Raw genomic sequence first — 17,299 nt, 5'->3', positions numbered from 1 at the left:
ACCGTCGCCGCCGGGCGGACCGGCCGGACGCGGCGGGCCACCACCGGGACGGCCACCACCGATCGGCACACCACCCGTGCGCTCGACGTCGCTCTGCGGGCCGCCACCGGGTCGTACGCCGGGGCGGGCGGCGCCCCGGGCCGGGCCGGGACGGGCGGGGTTCGCGGCCGGGGCGGGCATCGGAGGACCCGCCGGGGGCGCGATCGGGCCGGACTGATCGGGCCGGACCGGTGCAGCCGGAGGGCCTGCCGCCGCGCCACGCGCCGGCCCACCCGGTCCAGCCGGCGCGGGCCGCCGCGACGGCGTACCCGGATCGGCCGGTTCGGGGCGGACCGGTGGGACGGCGGCGCCGGTACGGCCGGTCGGCTCGTCGGCCGGGCGGCGGGTCACCGGCATGGCGGGGTCGGTGTGTGGCGCGCGACCGGCCTGCCGCAACCATTCGCCCGGCCGCTGCGGGCGCGGGTCGCCGGTGTCGTCAGGCGCCGCGCGACGTCCGGGCCGCGCCGCCTCGGCCGCGGCGCCGGGTTCGGCCGGCCCGTCGGGAGCGGCCCTCCGGCCACCCGGCGCGGCGCGGCGCGGCGCGTTCGCCGGGCCGCCGGACACGGGCGCGCCGGGCAGGTCCGGCGCGTTTCCGCTGCGCGGCACCACCGGCGGGCGGTCCGGTTCCGGGGCGGCCCGGCGGCCACCCGCCGGGGGCACGACGCCCTCCGGCGCGGCGCGGCGGCCGGCGCCGGAGACGGGGCGGGTGCCGGGCGGAACGTCGTCCGGCCGGGCACGACGGCCCGCGCCCGACACGGGCCGGACGCCGGGCGCTACGTCGTCCGGTCGCGCGCGACGGGGCCCGCCGGAGACCGGCTGGACGCCGGCGGTGTCGTCGGGCCGGGCCCGGCGGCCGCCGGGCGGCGAGGTGACGGGCGGGTTGGCCGCGGCCTGGTGCGCGCCCTCCGGCACGCCGGCGCCGTGCCGGCCGCGCGGTGTCGGGGGCCGGTGCTCGCCGTCGACGGGCGGGCGGCCCGGCTCGGCGGGTACCCGGCCGGGTGGCGGCCCGGCGGGCGCGCCGGGCGGCGGCGAGACGCCGGTGACCGGCGGCTGCTGGCCGGTGGGGCCGTCCGCGCCCCGGCGGGCGGGTGCTCCCGCCGGACGACGGGCCTCGGGCACGCCGGGCCAGGGGCCGTCGACGGGCGGGCGCGGCGCGCCGCCCTCGGGACCGCCGGGGCGCACCGGCGGCGCGGCCGGGCCGAGCTGGTCGGGACCGCGCCGGGTCACCGGAGGACGCGGACCGGGCCGGCCGCCGGGCATCGGGGGCGGCGCGTCAGCCGGGCGGCCGGGTGGCATCTCCGGACCGGGCCGGGCGGCGCCCGCGTCCGCTGCGGAACGCCCGGCGACAGGTGGTACGTCCGCGCCGGGCCGGACGTGACCGGGCCCGGCCGGTCCTCCGCGGCCCACGCCCGGCGGGGACGCCGGGCCGCCACGACCGGAAACGGGCGGTTGCGTCGGGTCGGTGCGGCCGTCCGGCACCGGCCCGGCCGGTTGGGGACGGCCGGGGGGCGGGGCGGCGGGAGACGACGGACCGGGCCGGCCGGCCGACGGAGGAGCCGCCGGGCCGGGCCGACCGGAGACGGGTGGCTGCGGACCCGGGTGACCGGCCAGGGGCGGCTGCGGGCCCGGGTGACCGGACGCGGGCGGCTGCGGACCCGGCCGGCCGGGTGGTTGCGGGCCCGGCGCCGGGGGCCGCGGAGCGGACCGGGCGGGCATCCCCGGCCCGGCGGCCGGCGGAGGCATGCCGGGCCCGGCGGCCGGGCCCGGTGCTGCTCCCGGCCGGCCCGGCGCGGGCGCGGAGGAATCCCCCTCCGGTCCGAGTTCGCCGCCCTGCTGCTTGGCGGTACGCAGATCGTCGATCCAGCCGAGTTCCTCGCCGACGACGGTCGGGTCGAGCTCGGGCTCGGCCCGGCCGCGTCCCCACCGGCGGCCCTTGGCCCGCGGATCGCGCCGCTCGTCGGGGCCGTCCGCCGGCCGCTCCGGACCACGCGCCATCACTACTGACCCCCCTCGGCGGCGTCGCTGCCGCCCTCACTCGCCCCGCTGGCCTGCTCGCCGCCACCCACCCGGGCCCCGTTCACGGCGGCCGGGGCGCCGGCCTCCGCCCGGGTCGCCGGTGCCGGCAGCCCACGGACGATCCGGCGCAGCAGCGGCAGCCGGGTGGCCACCGCCCGCTCCGCGCCGTGCCCACTGGGCTGGTAGTAGTCGGTCCCGACGAGGTCGTCCGGAGCGTACTGCTGGGTGACCACCCCCCGGTGGTCGTCGTGCGGGTAGCGGTAGCCGGCCCCGTGGCCGAGTCCGCGCGCGCCGGAGTAGTGGGCGTCGCGCAGCCCGCGCGGCACCGGGCCGCCACGACCGGCGCGTACGTCGGCGACAGCGGCGCCGATCGCGGCGGTGGCCGAGTTCGACTTCGGCGCGGTGGCCAGGTGGATGACCGCCTGGGCCAGGTTGAGCTGCGCCTCCGGCAGGCCCACGTACTCGACCGCGTGGGCGGCGGCGGTGGCCACCGTCAGCGCGGTGGGATCGGCCATGCCGACGTCCTCGCTGGCGAAGATCACCAGCCGGCGGGCGATGAACCGGGCGTCCTCGCCGGCCACCAGCATCCGGGCCAGCCAGTGCAGCGCCGCGTCCACGTCGGAGCCGCGCATGCTCTTGATGAACGCGCTGGTCACGTCGTAGTGCGCGTCGCCGTCGCGGTCGTAGCGCACCGCCGCCACGTCGACCGCCTGCTCCGCCACGGCCAGGTCGATCCGGCCGGCGCCGAGCGCGGTCGCGGTGGCCGCGGCCGCCTCCAGCGCGGTGAGCGCCTTGCGTACGTCGCCCCCGGCGAGCCGGACCAGGTGGTCCTCCGCCTCCTCGGCCAGCACCAGCGCGCCGCCGAGGCCGCGCTCGTCGGCGACCGCGCGGCGCAGCAGCCCGCGTACGTCGTCGTCGTCGAGGGCCTGAAGGGTGAGCAGCACGCACCGCGACAACAAGGGCGAGATGACCGAGAAGTACGGGTTCTCCGTGGTCGCCGCCAGCAGCGTGACAGTACGGTCCTCGACGGCGGCGAGAAGCGAGTCCTGCTGGGTCTTGCTGAACCGGTGCACCTCGTCGATGAACAGCACCGTCGGCGGGCCGCCGGAACGCCGCTGCCGCCGCGCGGTCTCGATCACCGCGCGGACGTCCTTCACACCTGCGGTCAGCGCGGACATCGCCACGAACCGCCGGTCGGTGGCCCGGGCCACGAGATACGCGATCGTGGTCTTGCCGCTGCCCGGCGGCCCCCAGAGGATGACCGACATCGGCGCCGCGCCCTCGACCAGCTGACGCAGCGGCGCGCCCGGTGCGAGCAGGTGCTCCTGCCCGACCAGCTCGTCGATGCCGGCCGGCCGCATCCGCACCGGCAGGGGCGAGTCCGCCCGGGCGTCGGTGAAGCCGTCGGCGCCGCTCGCGCCCGCGGGTGCTCCGGCGGGCTCGCCGAGGGTGAAGAGGGCGTCCGATTCCATCACGAGAACAGTACCGGGCCGGGCCGACGGCGCCGGAATCGCGCCGCCGACCCGACCCGGGTGGTCGTTTCCGGTCAGCCGCGACCCGGCCGCCGGCCCCGGTACCAGCGGCCGCCACCGCCGCCGCGCGGGCCGGAGCCGACGCCGGCCAGGTAGAGCGAGAGCAGCAGGAAGCCGATGAGCATGAGCGTCGAGGTGCTGAACAGATCGGGCGCGCCGAGGTCGGTGTTCATGAAGTCGAGCAGCAGCGCGAAACCGAACACGATGGCCGCGAGAATGGCGAGCATGTCGTTCCTCCGGTGGGGGTTCCCAGCAGGTCGGCGACGGATGTACCCAATCGGTCTGTTCGTCAATCTCCACCCTGGAACAGGAGATGGCCGTCCTCCGATACGGGCTGCGGGTGCTCGTAGGCTGGCGCAATGATCACTGTCGACGAGGCGCTGACCGGGCGCGGGGCGCTGCTCGCCGCGGCCGGCGACCACCCGTACGCCCGGCACGCGCTGCGGCGCGACCAGGCCGTACGCGGATGGCGGCACGGCGGCGCGGTCGGGTGGCTGCTCCCGCCGGGCGAGTGGTCGGCCGGCGGGGCGGTCGGCACCCCCGGCCCGGCGATCGACGTCTTCGCCGCCCACCGGGCGGACGGGACGCTGCGAGCCGGTCAGTCGATCAACCTGCCCCACGCCGACCCGGACGAGGTGGCCGCGCGGCTGCCGGTGGCCCGGCTGATCGAGTGGGACTTCCTCTGGACCACCGCGCCGCCGCCGCACCAGCCGGAGCAGGAGCGGGTGGAGCGGCTCACCGCTGCCGACCACCCCGCCCTGACCGCGCTGATCGAGGAGGCGTTCCCGAGCACCACCTCCCGGCCGGGTGAGCCGGGCATCGTCGACTGGTACGGGATCCGCGACGGGGACCGCCTGCTCGCCTGCGGCGCGGATCGCAGCCGCGCCGACATCGGCTTCCTGGCCGGGTTGACCGTCGCACCCGGGCTTCGCGGGCGAGGGCTGGGCGCGGCGCTGACCGCCGGCATGACGGGCGCGCTGTTCGCCCGGTACGACACGGTGGCGCTGGGCGTCTACCCGGACAACCTGGGCGCGATCCGGCTCTACCGGCGGCTCGGCTTCACCGCCACCGAACGCCGCACCTCGATCAAGCTGGCCTGACGCTGCCGGCACCCGGCCAGGGCTGCGATCGGAAGCGGGCGCGTCGAACCGGTGAGTGGAACGTCATGGGTGTCAAACGGGAGCCGAGACACCCATGACGTTCCACCCGCGGGGCGGTGACCCGCACGGCGATGCCGGGAACGTTGCTGCCGACAACGCCGGCACCACTCGGCCGCCGCCGGGCGACGCCCGCCGTCGGGACGCCGGGACGCCGGGACGGCCCAACCACTGCCGGACGACGCCCGCAGGACTCAGTCGCGGCCGGGTGACGCCGGCACGACCACCGGCCCGGGCCCGCCAGTGACGGCAGCCGCGTCCGCGCCGACGGCGGCGCCACGGTCCGCCGCGTCGAGGGGCGGCTCGGACGCCAGGCCGGCGTGGCCGGGGCCGCCGCCCGTCACCTCCGGCGTCACGTCGACCGCCGAGGGGGTACGGCGGGCGGCGCGCCAGGCCGGCAGGTAGAGCGGCGCGGCCACGGCGAGCACCACCCCGCCGACGATCATGGCGGTGCTGACGCTCGTGGCGTCGGCCAGCGCGGTGAGCGTGACCGCGCCGAGCGCGCCGGCCGGCTGGCCGGCCATCGAGTTGAGCGACAGCACGCTGGTGCGGTACGGCCCGTCGACCTGCCGGTGCAGCAGTCCCATGTGCAGCGGGTTCGACGCGCCGTGCACGGTGTAGCAGGCCAGGTACGCGATGAGGATGCCGACCGGCCCGGCCAGCAGGCCCATGCCGACCACTGTGACGCCCTGGAGGATCCGCATCAGCGCGGCGGCCGGGGCGGCGCCGAGGCGGCGCAGCAGGAACGGGGTGAGCGCGGCGCCGGCGGCGTTCGCGAGCCAGGCCGCGGTGCCGGCGGGGCCGAGCAGCGCCGCGGCGCGGGCCGGGTCGTCGAGCACCTCGGCGAGGCGTACCGGCAGCAGCGACTCGAAGGTGACCATGCCGAAGCCCCAGAACAGCTCGACGGCGACCAGGGCCGCCAGCACCCGGTTTCGGCGCAGCAGCCCGACGGCCTGCCCGACCATCCGGGGCGCGTCGACCACGGAGGCGCGCAGCGCGGCCGGGCCGGACGCGGGCCGCCGCTCGGCCATCAGCGCGAGCAGCGCCACGATGGACACGGCCTGGAGCACGGCGGCGACGATCACCGGCAGCGCGAGGGCGCTGACCGGGCCGACCGGGCCGAGCGCGACGAGGCCGCCGCTGAGCAGGGCGCCGGCGCCGATGGCGACACCGATCACGGTGCCGGCCCAGCCGAGGCCGCGTTCGTACTCGGCTTTCGGGTCGGCGGCGAGCGTGGCGTCGACGTACCAGGATTCCATCGGGCCGCTGTCGAGCGCCCGGTAGACGCCCTGCAGCGCCCAGACCAGGAAGAACATCCAGAACGAGTCGGCCACCGCCATCAGCGCCAGCGAGCCGAGGCCGATGGCCCAGGCGGCGACCAGCACGGGTTTGCGGCCGAGCGCGTCGGCGAAGCCGCCGGTGGGCAGTTCCAGCGCCAGCACGACGAGGCCCTGCGCGGTGGCGACCAGGCCGATCTGGGACAGCGTGAGGCCGCGCTCCTGCATCAGCAGGACCATCACCGGCATGAGCAGGCCGCTCGGTAGCCAGCGCAGGCCGTACAGCGTGAGGTAGCGGATCCGGATCTGGCGTACGGACAGCGCGGTCACGGCTTCTCCTCGGCGGGTGGCGGGGTGGACCGGGGGAACGCCGCGTCCATCGGGAGGGCGGCGAGGTAGAGCTGCACCGTCTCGGCGTCGGGGTCGTCCGGGTCGGTCTCGTCGCGGTGCCGCTCGAAGACCGCGAAGACCTCCTCCTGGATCGCTTTGAGGCGGTCCACCGGAATCCGCATGAAGAAGTCGCCCATGCCGAACGCGTCACGCCAGGCCGGCGACCACCGGTGCCGCTGGGCGAACCAGCGTTCGGCGTGCCCGGCGAAGAAGCGGACGTAGTCCGCCTCGACCCACTCGATGGCCGCCCGCGAGTCGGGGTCGTCGTCGAAGTCGCTGGACTCCCAGCTGGTGACGTCGTGCGCGGCCCGCCAGTAGCGCTGCCGGCCGGTGCCGAGGCTCGGGTCCTCGACCACGAGGCCGACCTCGGCGAGTTGGCGCAGGTGGTAGCTGGTCGCGCCGCTGTTGGTGCCGAGCGTCTCGGCGAGGGTGGTGGCGGTGGCCGGGCCCACCACGCGCAGCGCCCCGATCAGCCGCATGCGCAGCGGCTGGGCCAGCGCGCGGACCTGACGGTGGTCGATGCGTACGGTGCGCTTCTTCTCCTCCATGAGATGCACAATATCTGTGCACACTTTCCATGCACAAGATGCTTGCAAAGAATCTGTGCAACTACCCGTACAGCTCGGTGATTCCGCGCAGCCGGGTCCGCAGCAGGCCCGCGGCGCGGGTGGAGTTCAGCACCACCTCGCCCGGCCGGCGCAGCCCGGCGGCGGCGATCGTGGTCGTCCGCAGCCCGCCCGTATCCACCCCGTCGTGCCGGGCCACCAGCAGCCCCAGCTCGGCGCGGCTCACCGCGTCCGGCCCGGCCACGTTCAGCAGCCCGGCGTAGTCGCCCGGCACCAGCTCCAGCACCGCGGCGGCGAGGTCGGCGACGTGCACCGGGCAGCGCAGCTCGTCGGTGAACAGCGTGGCCCGCCCCGCGAGGGCCTCCCGGCAGAGCTGGATCTGCTTGCTGCCCTCCCCCACGATCAGCGAGGTACGCACCAGCGCCGCGCCCGGATCGACCGCCCGCACCGCCGTCTCCGCCGCCGCCTTCGCCGCCCCGTACGCGTGCAGCGGCGTGGGCACGTCCTCGTCCGCGTACGGCGCAGGCCGCCCGGCGTGCAGCGCGTCGCTGGACAGGTGCACCAGCCGGGCGTCCACCTCGGCGGCGGCTACCGCGATGTGGGCCGCCCCGTCCGCCGTGACCGCCCAGTCGTCGTACCGGTAGGGGGTGGCGACGACCGCGTCGGGGCGTACCCGGGTCAGCAGCTCCCGCACGGCGGCGCGGTCGGTCACGTCGAGCCGGTGCGGCGCGACGCCGGGCACCGCGACGGCGGCGCGGTGGTACGTGCCGGCGACCCGGTGCCCGGCGGCGACCGCCTGCCGGCACACCTCGGCGCCGAGGAAGCCGCTGGCTCCCACCACGAGCAGGTTCATGTCGTCTCCCCCGAAGATCGAAAAAGGCCCGCGTCATCATGACGCGGGCCAGTTCCGGAAAGCGAGGATCAGACGGGGTCGGCCACCGGGGCGGCCGGGCCGGCGGTGCCGGCGTGCGGACCGGCCGGGGCCTTCGGCTTGGCGTCGATGCCGGCCTCGGCGCGCTGCTGCCCGGTGATCGGGGTGGGCGCGCCGGTCAGCGGGTCGAAGCCGCCGCGGGTCTTCGGGAACGCGATGACCTCGCGGATCGAGTCGGCGCCGGCCAGCAGCATGCAGACCCGGTCCCAGCCGAACGCGATGCCGCCGTGCGGCGGGGCGCCGTACTTGAATGCCTCCAGCAGGAAGCCGAACTTGTCCTGCGCCTCGTCGGCGGTGATGCCGAGCAGGTCGAACACCCGCTGCTGTACGTCGCCGCGATGGATACGGATCGAGCCGCCGCCGATCTCGTTGCCGTTGCAGACGATGTCGTACGCGTACGCCAGCGCCCGGTCCGGCGCGTCCTCGAACCGGTCCACCCACTCGGCGTTCGGCGAGGTGAACGGGTGGTGCACGGCGGTCCAGCCGCCCTCGTCGGTGCGTTCGAACATCGGCGCGTCCACGACCCAGCAGAACGCCCAGGCGCTCTCGTCGATCAGGTTCGACCGCTTGGCGATCTCGATCCGGGCCGCGCCGAGCAGCTCCTGCGCCTCGCGGGTGTTCGTGCTCGCGGCGAAGAAGATCGCGTCGCCGGGCTTCGCGCCGACCGCGTCGGCCAGGCCGGACAGGTGCGCCTCGGACAGGTTCTTCGCCACCGGGCCGCGCGGCTCGCCGGTCTCGGCGTCCAGCACCACGTACGCCAGGCCGCGCGCGCCGCGCGCCTTGGCCCAGTCCTGCCAGCCGTCCAGCTCCTTGCGGGTCTGCGCCGCGCCGCCGGGCATGACCACCGCGCCGACGTAGCCGCCCGCGTCGATCGCGCCGGCGAACACCCGGAACTCGGTGCCGCGCAGGTAGTCGGTCAGCTCGGTCAGCTCCACGCCGTAGCGCAGGTCCGGCTTGTCCGAGCCGTACCGGGACATGGCGTCGTGCCAGGTGATGCGCGGGATCGGCCGGGCGATCTCGTAACCGGCGAGGTCCTTCCACAGCGCCGAGACGATCGCCTCGCCGAGGTCGATCACGTCGTCCTCGGTGACGAACGACATCTCGATGTCGAGCTGGGTGAACTCCGGCTGCCGGTCGGCACGGAAGTCCTCGTCGCGGTAGCAGCGGGCGATCTGGTAGTACCGCTCCATGCCGCCGACCATGAGCAGCTGCTTGAACAGCTGCGGCGACTGCGGCAGCGCGTACCAGCTGCCCGGCTGCAGCCGCACCGGCACCAGGAAGTCGCGCGCGCCCTCCGGGGTGGAGCGGGTGAGCGTCGGCGTCTCGATCTCCAGGAAGTCCCGCTCGTGCAGCACACCACGGGCGATCTGGTTGGCCCGCGAGCGCAGCCGCATCGCCTTCGCCGGGCCGCCCCGGCGCAGGTCCAGGTAGCGGTACTTGAGCCGGATGTCGTCACCGGCCTCGATCTGGTCGTCCACCGGCAGAGGCAGCGGCGCGGCCTCGGAGAGCACCTCCAGCTCGGACGCGGTCACCTCGACCTCACCGGTGGGCAGCTCCGGGTTCTCGTTGCCCTCCGGGCGGCGGGTCACCTCGCCGGTGACCTTGACGCAGAACTCGTTACGCAGCGCGTGCGCGTCCTCCTCGCGGAAGACCACCTGCACGACGCCGGAGGCGTCGCGCAGGTCGACGAAGATGACACCGCCGTGGTCGCGCCGGCGGGCCACCCACCCGGCGAGCGTCACCGTCGAGCCGGCGTCCGCGGCGCGCAGGCTTCCGGCATTGTGGGTACGGATCACGGCTGGCGTCTCCTCAATCTGGTCCACTCACTGCTCCCCCGCATTCTGTCAGGGCGGGCGAGTCCGCTCCCGGGCACCCGTCGAGCCGGTCCGCCCCGGCGGTGGCGAAAGCGCCGTGCGGGCCGGGTCCGGCGTTCTACCGTGGCCGGGTGCGTGCCGTACCGAGCTGGGCCGTCGTCACCGCGGCCGCCGCGCCCGCGCTGCTGGTGGCGGGCTGGACGGTCGCGGGCGCCCGCCAGGGGCCGGGGTACGACCCGGTGCGGGACACGATCAGCGAGCTAGCCGGCGAGGGCGCGACCGATCCGTGGCTGATGGGTGGCGCGCTGGTGCTGCTCGGCTGCTGCTACGCCGCCACCGCCGCCGCGCTGCACGCCGCCGGGCTGCCCAGCCGCTTCCTGCTCGCGGTCGGCGGGGTGGCCACCGTCGCGCTGGTCGCGTTCCCCCGTCCGCAGGTTGGTGGCTCCCCGGCGCACGGCGTGGTCGCGACGGTGGCGGTGCTCGCGTTGTCGCTGTGGCCGGCCGGGACGGCGCTGCGGCTGCCCCGCAGAGTCCCGCGCGAGGTGGCCGCCTCCCCGGCCGGCACGCCGCCGTGGGCGTTCCGCCGGCCGGTGGCGCTGGCCGTGACGGCGGCGCTGCTGGCGTTGTTCGGCTGGTCGGTGGCGGAGGTGACCGGCGGCTCCCGGACCGGGCTGGCCGAGCGGGTGGCAGCGCTCGCGGTGACGCTCTGGCCGCTGGCGGCGGTGCTGTCGGCGCGGCGGGCCCACCGGCACTGGACGGCCCGGCCGTCGGACCCGCCCCGCCCGGACGGGCCGCCGATCGGTCCGGGCCGTCTTGGAGCGGGCGCCTGAGCGGGTACGCGGAACGGGCCGCCGGTCGCCCGGCGGCCCGTTGGATGCGATGCGTGGATCAGAAGACGCTCACGCCGTAGACGCTGAGCGGCTCGGTGACCGGCTGGAAGTAGGTGGTACCGCCGGAGGAGCAGTTGCCGCTGCCGCCGGAGGTGAGGCCCAGGGCGGTGGTGCCGGCGAACAGCGAGCCGCCGCTGTCGCCCGGCTCGGCGCAGACGGTGGTGCGGATGAGACCGGAGACGCTGCCCTCGGCGTAGTTGACGGTCGCGTTGAGCGCGGTCACGCTGCCGCTCTTCACGCCGGTGGTGCTGCCGGAACGGCGGACGGACTGGCCGACGTAGGCGTTGCCGGCCGAGGTGATGTCCTGGGTGCTGCCGTTGTAGAGCGAGACGTTGCCGGCCGCGTTGGCCGAGTTGCTGTGCCGGACGATGCCGTAGTCGTTACCCGGGAAGCTGGTGCCGGTCCGGGTGCCGAGCACGGTGGTGCGGCTGGAGTTGGAGTACCAGGTCGAGCCGATGTTGGTGCAGTGCCCGGCGGTGAGGAAGTAGTACGTCGAGCCGCTGCGCACGTTGAAGCCGAGCGAGCAGCGTCCGCCGCTGGCGTAGATCGCCTGGCCGCCGGAGATCCGGGTGCTCAGCACGCCGGCCTCGGCCTCGATGCGGATCGCGCCGTTGTGCCGGGCGGCGGCCGCCTTGACCCGCTCCAGCTTGGCGCCGGTGACGGTGCTGTCGACGGAGACGACGACCTGGTTCGTGGCCGGGTCGGTCCACCAGGCGGTGCCGGGGATCTTGGCGGAGCGCTCCAGCTCGCCGGTGGCGGCGTTCAGCTTGTCCGCGCCGCGCGCCACGATCTTCGGGATGGCGCCGGCGTCGCGCACCTGGCGAGCGGTCGCGGTGTCGGTCACCGTGACGATCATCTTGCCGCTGGCGTCGGCGTACGTGCCGGCCGCGCGGGCGCCGAGCTTCTCGACGAGGGTGGCGGCGGCGTCCGGCGAGAGGGCCGCGGGGGCGGCCTGCGCGGGGGCGCTGAGCAGCGAGCCGGTGACCAGGGTGCCGGCAACGGCGACTGCGGCGGCGCGGCGGAGCGTGGACCTCGTGGGTCGCATGTAACAACCTCCGAATGGGGGTGAACGGGCGCTGTCATGGGGGCGCGCCCGAGGACAACCCGGGCGACCTGGGGAAACCGCCCGGGTGCCCAAAGTATTCACACATTTAAGATCGTAAACAAGACATGGCTTTGCCCGGATTCGCACCAGCGCCCGATGTAACGCCCCAGCAACAACATCGACTCAAGGTGTCAGAGCCGGGGATCGACCCACGTCGACGTGCTGGGGGCAGGCGCGGCGAACGGTCGGGCGCGCGGGGCGGTCAGGCGCGGCGGTGGGCGCCGGGGCCGGGACGGGGCAGCACGTCGCGCGCCTCGGTGATCTCGTGCCCCTCGGCGCAGCGCAGCTCGACCCGGACCTCGGCGCCACAGTCACGATGCGCCACGCTCAGCGGGGAGCCCTCCGGGTCGGCCAGGTAACGGTCACCCCAGCCGAGCACGGCGACGAGCACCGGCCACAGGTCCAGCCCCATCTCGGTGAGCCGGTACTCGTGACGCGGCCGGCTGCCCGGCTCCCGGTACGGCTCGCGACGCAGCACGCCGCGCTCGACGAGCATGGCGAGCCGGTTGGTCAGCACCTGGCGCGGGATGCCGGTGCGCACCCGCATGTCGTCGAAGCGGCGTACGCCGTTGAAGACCTCGCGCAGCACGACCAGTGTCCACCGCTCGCCGAGGACCTCCATGGCGCGCGCGATGGTGCAGTTCTCCACCGACCAGTCCAGTGCCGCGGGTCTCATCCGACCAGGCTAGGTCTGATTGACAGACTCAGCAACGCGCTGCCAGGCTGAGTCCATGACGCAGACGCAGGAACGCTCGCGCACGTTCACCTGGTCCGACCCGGCCGCCGGGGCCGCCCACCTGGGCCGGCGCAGCGGCCTGGAACTGATGCGGGCGATGATCGCCGGCGAGCTGGCCGCCCCGCCGATCATGCACCTGATCGACATGTCCCGGATGGAGGCCGAGGAGGGGCGCGTGGCGGTCGAGCTGCTGCCGCAGGAGTTCCACTACAACCCGCTCGGCACGGTGCACGGCGGCGTCCTCTCCACGCTGCTGGACACCGCCGCGGCCTGCGCCGTGCACACCACGCTGCCGCCCGGGGTCGGCTACACGTCGCTCGACCTCAACGTGAAGTTCCTGCGCCCGGTAACAGTCGACACCGGCACACTGCGCTGCGAGGGCACTGTGCTCCAGCGGGGCCGCCGCACCGCCCTGGCCGAGGCCCGCCTGACCGACCCCGCCGACCGCCTGGTGGCCCACGCCACCTCAACCTGCCTGATCTTCCCCCTCCCCTGACCACCGCACCCCGCGCGCGACCCCGCCGCGCCCGGCGATCTTGCGGTTGCGGCCCCCGCAGCGCCGGTTTCGCGGCATTCGCGGGGGCCGTGAGTGCAAGATCGCGCGGGAGAGAGGGGGGCGGGGTCAGCGGGTTGCGGCCAGGCGGGCTGCTCGGGCTGCGCGCTTCTCCTCGAAGCGGGACGCCTGGGTCTCCAGCATGTCCAGGTGGGCGGCGATCTGGTCGCGGGCGGCCTCGCCGTCGGCGTTCAGGCCGGTCACGTCGAACAGGTTCCACTGACGCAGCACCGGCATCACCACCTCGTCACGGTGCTGGCGCAGGTCGTAGATGCCGGCCAGCGCGATCGCCACCGACTTGCGGGCGAAGCCGTCGATGCCCACGCCCGGCATCTGGAAGTTGGCCAGCACGTCGGCGACCGCGCGCATGGCCTGCGACGGGGCCAGCTCGAACGCCGCGCCGAGCAGGTTGCGGTAGAAGACCATGTGCAGGTTCTCGTCCGCCGCCACCCGGGCCAGCAGCGCCTCGCACGTCGGGTCGCCGGTGGCCCGGCCGGTGTTGCGGTGCGAGATGCGGGTCGCCAGCTCCTGGAACGACACGTACGCCAGCGAGTGCAGCATCTCCTGGTCGTGGACGTTCTGGTAGCCCGCCGACATGTGCACCATGCGGGCCCGCTCCAGCGCCACCGGGTCCACCGCCCGGGTCACCGTCAGGTAGTCGCGGATCGCCGTGCCGTGCCGCCCCTCCTCGGCGGTCCACCGGTGCACCCAGGTGCCCCACGCGCCGTCGCGCCCGAACAGGGTGGCGATCTCGTGGTGGTACGAGGGCAGGTTGTCCTCGGTGAGCAGGTTGACGATCAGCGCCGTCCGGGCCACGTCGGGCAGCGTCGAGTCCTCCGGTGACCAGGCCTCGCCGCCCAGCGGGCCGTCGAAGGTGCGGCCCTCGCTCCACGGCACGTACTCGTGCGGGAACCACTCCTTGGCCAGCGACAGGTGGCGGTCGAGGTTCTTCTCGACCACCGGCTCGAGTTCGGTGAGCAGAGCGGTCTGGCTGAGCACGGTCACGACGTTCTCCCTACGGTGGCGTAACTTACGCCACCGTAGGTCCAAACGCCTTCAGACGCCAGTGCCGGCCGGGCCGACCAGCGGCTTCAGGTCCGCCCGGGGCGGCGTCCACTCGCCCGCCGAAGCGGCCACCTGCTCACCGGAACGGATGTCCTTGACCTCGTCGCCGTCCGCGCCGGGGAACCAGACGTACGGGATGCCGCGCCGCTCGGCGTACCGGATCTGCTTGCCGAACTTGGCCGCCGACGGGGACACCTCGGTCGGCACACCGCGCGACCGCAGCGCCGCCGCGACCGCGTCACTGGCCGCCCGGTCCTCCTCGGCGGTGACCGCCACCAGCACACAGGTCGGCACCGAACGGGACACCGACAGCGCCTCGGCGCCGAAGAGCAGGCCGAGCAGCCGGGTCACCCCGATCGAGATGCCCACCCCGGGGAACCGGACGTTGCCGGAACTGGCCAGGTTGTCGTACCGGCCGCCGGAGCAGATCGACCCGAACCGCTCGTAGCCGATCATCTGCGTCTCGTAGACCGTACCCGTGTAGTAGTCCAGGCCCCGCGCGATGCGCAGGTCGGCCACGCAGAGGCCGGGCGCGTGCGCGGCGGCGGTCTCCACCACGGCGGCCAGCTCCGCGACGCCCTCGTCCAGCAGCGGATCGCTCACCCCGAGGCCGCGCACCGCGTCGGCGAAGGAGGCGTCCGGCGCGGAGATCTCGGCCAGCGACAGCACGGCCTTGGCCTGCGCCTCACTCGCCCCGGCGGTGCTCGCCAGCAGCTCCGTCACACCGGCCGGGCCGATCTTGTCGAGCTTGTCGACGGCGCGCAGCGCCGCCTCCGCGTCGGTCAGCCCGATGCCCCGGTAGAAGCCCTCGCAGATCTTGCGGTTGTTGACCTGGATCCGCACCGGCGGGATCGGCAACGACCGCAGCGCGTCGCCGATGACCAGCGGCATCTCGGCCTCGTAGTGGGCCGGCAGCGTGTCCCGGTCGACGATGTCGATGTCGGCCTGGAGGAACTCGCGGTAGCGGCCCTCCTGCGGGCGCTCACCGCGCCACACCTTCTGGATCTGGTAGCGGCGGAACGGGAACTGCAGCTTGCCGGCGTTCTCCAGCACGTAGCGGGCGAACGGCACGGTCAGGTCGAAGTGCAGACCGAGCGCGTCGTCACCGGCAGGCCCGTCGGTGTCGGCCTGCAACCGGCGCAGCAGGTACACCTCCTTGGAGGTCTCCCCCTTGCGCAGGAGCTGGTCCAGCGGCTCGACCGAGCGGGTCTCCAGCGGCGCGAAGCCGTACAGCTCGAACGTGGCGCGGATCCGGTCGAGCACGAACTGCTCGATCATCCGCTGCGCCGGCGTCCACTCGGGGAAGCCGGAAATGGGCGTGGGCTTGCTCATCACGAACTCCTTGAGAACCCGCGCGGGCGCGGGTGAGGGTCTAGAGGCCTCGGGTGGGCGCGGCCGGGCGCGCGCCGCCGGTGCCCGCCACCTCGACGAGGTACGGGTTGGTCGCGCGCTCGCGGCCGATAGTGGTCGCGGGGCCGTGGCCGGGCAGGACGACTGTGTCGTCGGCCAGCGGGAGCACCTTGTCCCGCAGGCTGGACAGCATCCGGGGCATGCTGCCGCCCGGCAGGTCGGTACGGCCGATCGAGCCGGCGAACAGCACGTCACCGGAGAGGCAGATCTGCTCCGCCTCCCAGGGCGAGCCGGCGCCGGGCAACCGGAACAGCACCGACCCGCCGGTATGGCCGGGGGCGTGGTCGACGGTGATCTCCAACCCGGCCAGCGACAGCGTCGCGCCGTCGGTCAGCTCGGCCACGTCGTCCGGCTCGGCGTACGGCAGCCGGCCGCCGAACAGCTGGGTCAGGTCCATCGACAGCGCCTTGCTCGGGTCGGCCAGCAGCTCCCGGTCGTCCGGGTGGACGTAGGCGGGGATGCCCCGCGCGCCGCAGACCGGGGCGACGGAGAACGTGTGGTCCAGGTGGCCGTGGGTGAGCAGCACGGCGGCCGGGTGCAGGCGATGCTCGGCGAGCACGGCGTCGAGCCGGTCGAGCACCCCGATGCCGGGGTCGACCACCACGCACTGCTCCCCCGGAGCGGTCGCCACCACGTAGCAGTTGGTGCCGAAGGCGTCCGCGGGAAAGCCGGCCACGAGCACGTCGCTCCCCTTTCCGTCCGGTCGTCGTCTGCTTGCAGCCTAGTCGTAGCGGCGAGCGAGTTCCGCCCGCCACCGGGCCCGTCCGCCCCGGCCGGGCTGAGATGACGGGACCTCGTACACGACATTCACAGTCGCTACCCGTACACTCTGGCGGGCGTGTGGCGTGGCGCACCCCGACCGGAACGGCGGCCGGCGCCCGGCGCCGGCGGCGATTCAGGCAGAGGAAGGGGAGCGCACGTGGCTTCCAGCAGGGACCGGCAGCGCAAACTGGCGCGGGCCAAGCTCGACCGGCAGCTCGCCCGGCGGGCGGCGGCCGCGAAGCGCCGCCGGCAGATCCGGGCCGGTGTGGGCGCCGCGGTGGTGCTCGTGCTGATCGTGGCCGGTTCCGCCTGGGCGCTCGGCGCGTTCGACTCGGAGCCGGAGAAGCAGGCCGCCGAGGACGTCTGCCTCTGGACCGCGCAGGACGGCGCCGTCAACACCAACCTCAAGGACGTCGGCGAGCCGCCCACCACGGGCCTGCCCACCTCGGGCACCCGGCCGATGACGATCACCACCAACCAGGGTGGCCCGATCACCGTCGAGCTGGACCAGACCGACGCGCCGTGCGGCGCGGCGAGCCTGAGCTACCTGGCCGGCCGCTCGTTCTTCGACAACACCACGTGCCACGAGATCACCGCCGAGGGCGCGCTGCGCTGCGGCGACCCGACCGGCACCGGGCTCGGCGGACCGACCTACTCGTTCTTCGACGAGAACCTGCCGGCCGCGCCGGAGCCCAGCCCGTCGGCCTCCCCGGCCCCGGGGCAGCCGGCGACGTACCCGAAGGGCACGGTCGCCATGATCGGCAACCCGCCGGGTAGCAACGGCAGCCAGTTCCTGATCTTCTTCAAGGACGCCAGCCCGGAGAAGCCGGCCTACTCCGTGGTCGGCAAGGTCACCGGCGGGCTCGACGTGGTGGAGAAGATCGGTGCCATGCCGACGGAGGACAATGGCAACGGCGCCAAGGTCAAGCCCAAGACGCAGATCCTGGTGCAGAGCGTCACCGTCGGCGAGCCGGGCGCGGCTCCGGCCGACAGTCCCGCGCCCTCGCCGAGCGCCAGCGCGGGCTGACCGACCCAGAGCCGGCGGCAGCCCGCCGG

Annotated in this window: 15 protein-coding genes; 4 read left to right on the top strand and 11 right to left on the bottom strand. The window is 75.0% G+C overall.

The annotated features are described in order from the left end of the window. Nucleotides 1–2,036: 2,036 nt before the first annotated feature. Together A8711_RS05920 and A8711_RS05915 are read right to left on the bottom strand one after the other, a co-directional pair. A complete protein-coding gene (locus A8711_RS05920) occupies nt 2,037–3,527 on the bottom strand; it encodes a replication-associated recombination protein A (RefSeq protein ID WP_069087668.1) in 1,491 nt (496 codons plus the stop codon). Between the two features lie 74 nt (nt 3,528–3,601). Next, complete coding sequence (locus A8711_RS05915; protein WP_018785054.1) at nt 3,602–3,814, bottom strand: hypothetical protein; 213 nt, start codon at nt 3,812–3,814, stop codon at nt 3,602–3,604. Nucleotides 3,815–3,946: 132 nt separating this feature from the next. Here A8711_RS05915 and A8711_RS05910 point away from each other — a divergent pair, with 132 nt between their 5' ends. Further along, nucleotides 3,947–4,687: a GNAT family N-acetyltransferase gene (locus tag A8711_RS05910; protein ID WP_069087667.1), complete on the top strand. Its 741-nt coding sequence runs from the start codon at nt 3,947–3,949 to the stop codon at nt 4,685–4,687. A gap of 251 nt (nt 4,688–4,938) precedes the next feature. Here the strand turns inward: A8711_RS05910 and A8711_RS05905 are convergent, their stop codons facing one another. From A8711_RS05905 to aspS, 4 genes are all read right to left on the bottom strand, one after another. Continuing rightward, nucleotides 4,939–6,351 carry an MFS transporter gene (locus tag A8711_RS05905; RefSeq protein ID WP_064448518.1) on the bottom strand — a complete coding sequence of 471 codons (1,413 nt, stop codon included), beginning with the start codon at nt 6,349–6,351 and terminating at the stop codon, nt 4,939–4,941. Beyond that, on the bottom strand, nt 6,348–6,959 hold the full coding sequence (locus tag A8711_RS05900) for a helix-turn-helix transcriptional regulator (RefSeq protein WP_043324965.1): 612 nt from the start codon (nt 6,957–6,959) through the stop codon (nt 6,348–6,350). The genes A8711_RS05905 and A8711_RS05900 overlap by 4 nt, the downstream gene beginning before the upstream one ends. A gap of 61 nt (nt 6,960–7,020) precedes the next feature. Continuing rightward, a complete protein-coding gene (locus A8711_RS05895; protein WP_069087666.1) occupies nt 7,021–7,830 on the bottom strand; it encodes a sugar nucleotide-binding protein in 810 nt (269 codons plus the stop codon). 68 nt (nt 7,831–7,898) lie between these two features. After that, entirely contained in the window at nt 7,899–9,704 is a 1,806-nt protein-coding gene (gene aspS / locus A8711_RS05890) for an aspartate--tRNA ligase (RefSeq protein ID WP_069087665.1), read from the bottom strand. Between the two features lie 149 nt (nt 9,705–9,853). Between aspS and A8711_RS05885 the strand changes: the two genes are divergently transcribed. Then, nucleotides 9,854–10,552: a DUF998 domain-containing protein gene (locus A8711_RS05885; RefSeq protein WP_069087702.1), complete on the top strand. Its 699-nt coding sequence runs from the start codon at nt 9,854–9,856 to the stop codon at nt 10,550–10,552. A gap of 58 nt (nt 10,553–10,610) precedes the next feature. Here A8711_RS05885 and A8711_RS05880 read toward each other — a convergent pair whose 3' ends face one another. Both A8711_RS05880 and A8711_RS05875 read right to left on the bottom strand, forming a co-directional pair. Further along, entirely contained in the window at nt 10,611–11,657 is a 1,047-nt protein-coding gene (locus A8711_RS05880) for a S1 family peptidase (RefSeq protein WP_069087664.1), read from the bottom strand. Nucleotides 11,658–11,919: 262 nt separating this feature from the next. Further along, nucleotides 11,920–12,393, bottom strand: a complete 474-nt coding sequence (locus A8711_RS05875) for a helix-turn-helix domain-containing protein (RefSeq protein ID WP_043324969.1) — start codon at nt 12,391–12,393, stop codon at nt 11,920–11,922. A gap of 55 nt (nt 12,394–12,448) precedes the next feature. On the opposite strand from A8711_RS05875, the gene A8711_RS05870 reads away from it, so the two are divergent. Beyond that, complete coding sequence (locus A8711_RS05870) at nt 12,449–12,949, top strand: PaaI family thioesterase (RefSeq protein WP_064448524.1); 501 nt, start codon at nt 12,449–12,451, stop codon at nt 12,947–12,949. 126 nt (nt 12,950–13,075) lie between these two features. Here the strand turns inward: A8711_RS05870 and A8711_RS05865 are convergent, their stop codons facing one another. The 3 genes from A8711_RS05865 to A8711_RS05855 are packed head-to-tail and all read right to left on the bottom strand — an operon-like array spanning nt 13,076 to nt 16,163. Then, nucleotides 13,076–14,011 carry an acyl-ACP desaturase gene (locus A8711_RS05865; RefSeq protein WP_043324971.1) on the bottom strand — a complete coding sequence of 312 codons (936 nt, stop codon included), beginning with the start codon at nt 14,009–14,011 and terminating at the stop codon, nt 13,076–13,078. Nucleotides 14,012–14,062: 51 nt separating this feature from the next. Continuing rightward, a complete protein-coding gene (gene hisS / locus A8711_RS05860) occupies nt 14,063–15,403 on the bottom strand; it encodes a histidine--tRNA ligase (protein ID WP_069087663.1) in 1,341 nt (446 codons plus the stop codon). 40 nt (nt 15,404–15,443) lie between these two features. Further along, nucleotides 15,444–16,163, bottom strand: a complete 720-nt coding sequence (locus A8711_RS05855) for an MBL fold metallo-hydrolase (RefSeq protein WP_030502528.1) — start codon at nt 16,161–16,163, stop codon at nt 15,444–15,446. 237 nt (nt 16,164–16,400) lie between these two features. Here A8711_RS05855 and A8711_RS05850 point away from each other — a divergent pair, with 237 nt between their 5' ends. Then, on the top strand, nt 16,401–17,270 hold the full coding sequence (locus A8711_RS05850) for a peptidylprolyl isomerase (RefSeq protein ID WP_043324972.1): 870 nt from the start codon (nt 16,401–16,403) through the stop codon (nt 17,268–17,270). Nucleotides 17,271–17,299 lie beyond the last annotated feature (29 nt).

Source organism: Micromonospora sp. II (genome assembly GCF_001709195.1).
Lineage (GTDB): Bacteria > Actinomycetota > Actinomycetes > Mycobacteriales > Micromonosporaceae > Micromonospora > Micromonospora chalcea.
The sequence above is the reverse complement of the archived record's forward strand: the minus strand, read 5'-3'. Positions and strand labels throughout refer to the sequence as shown.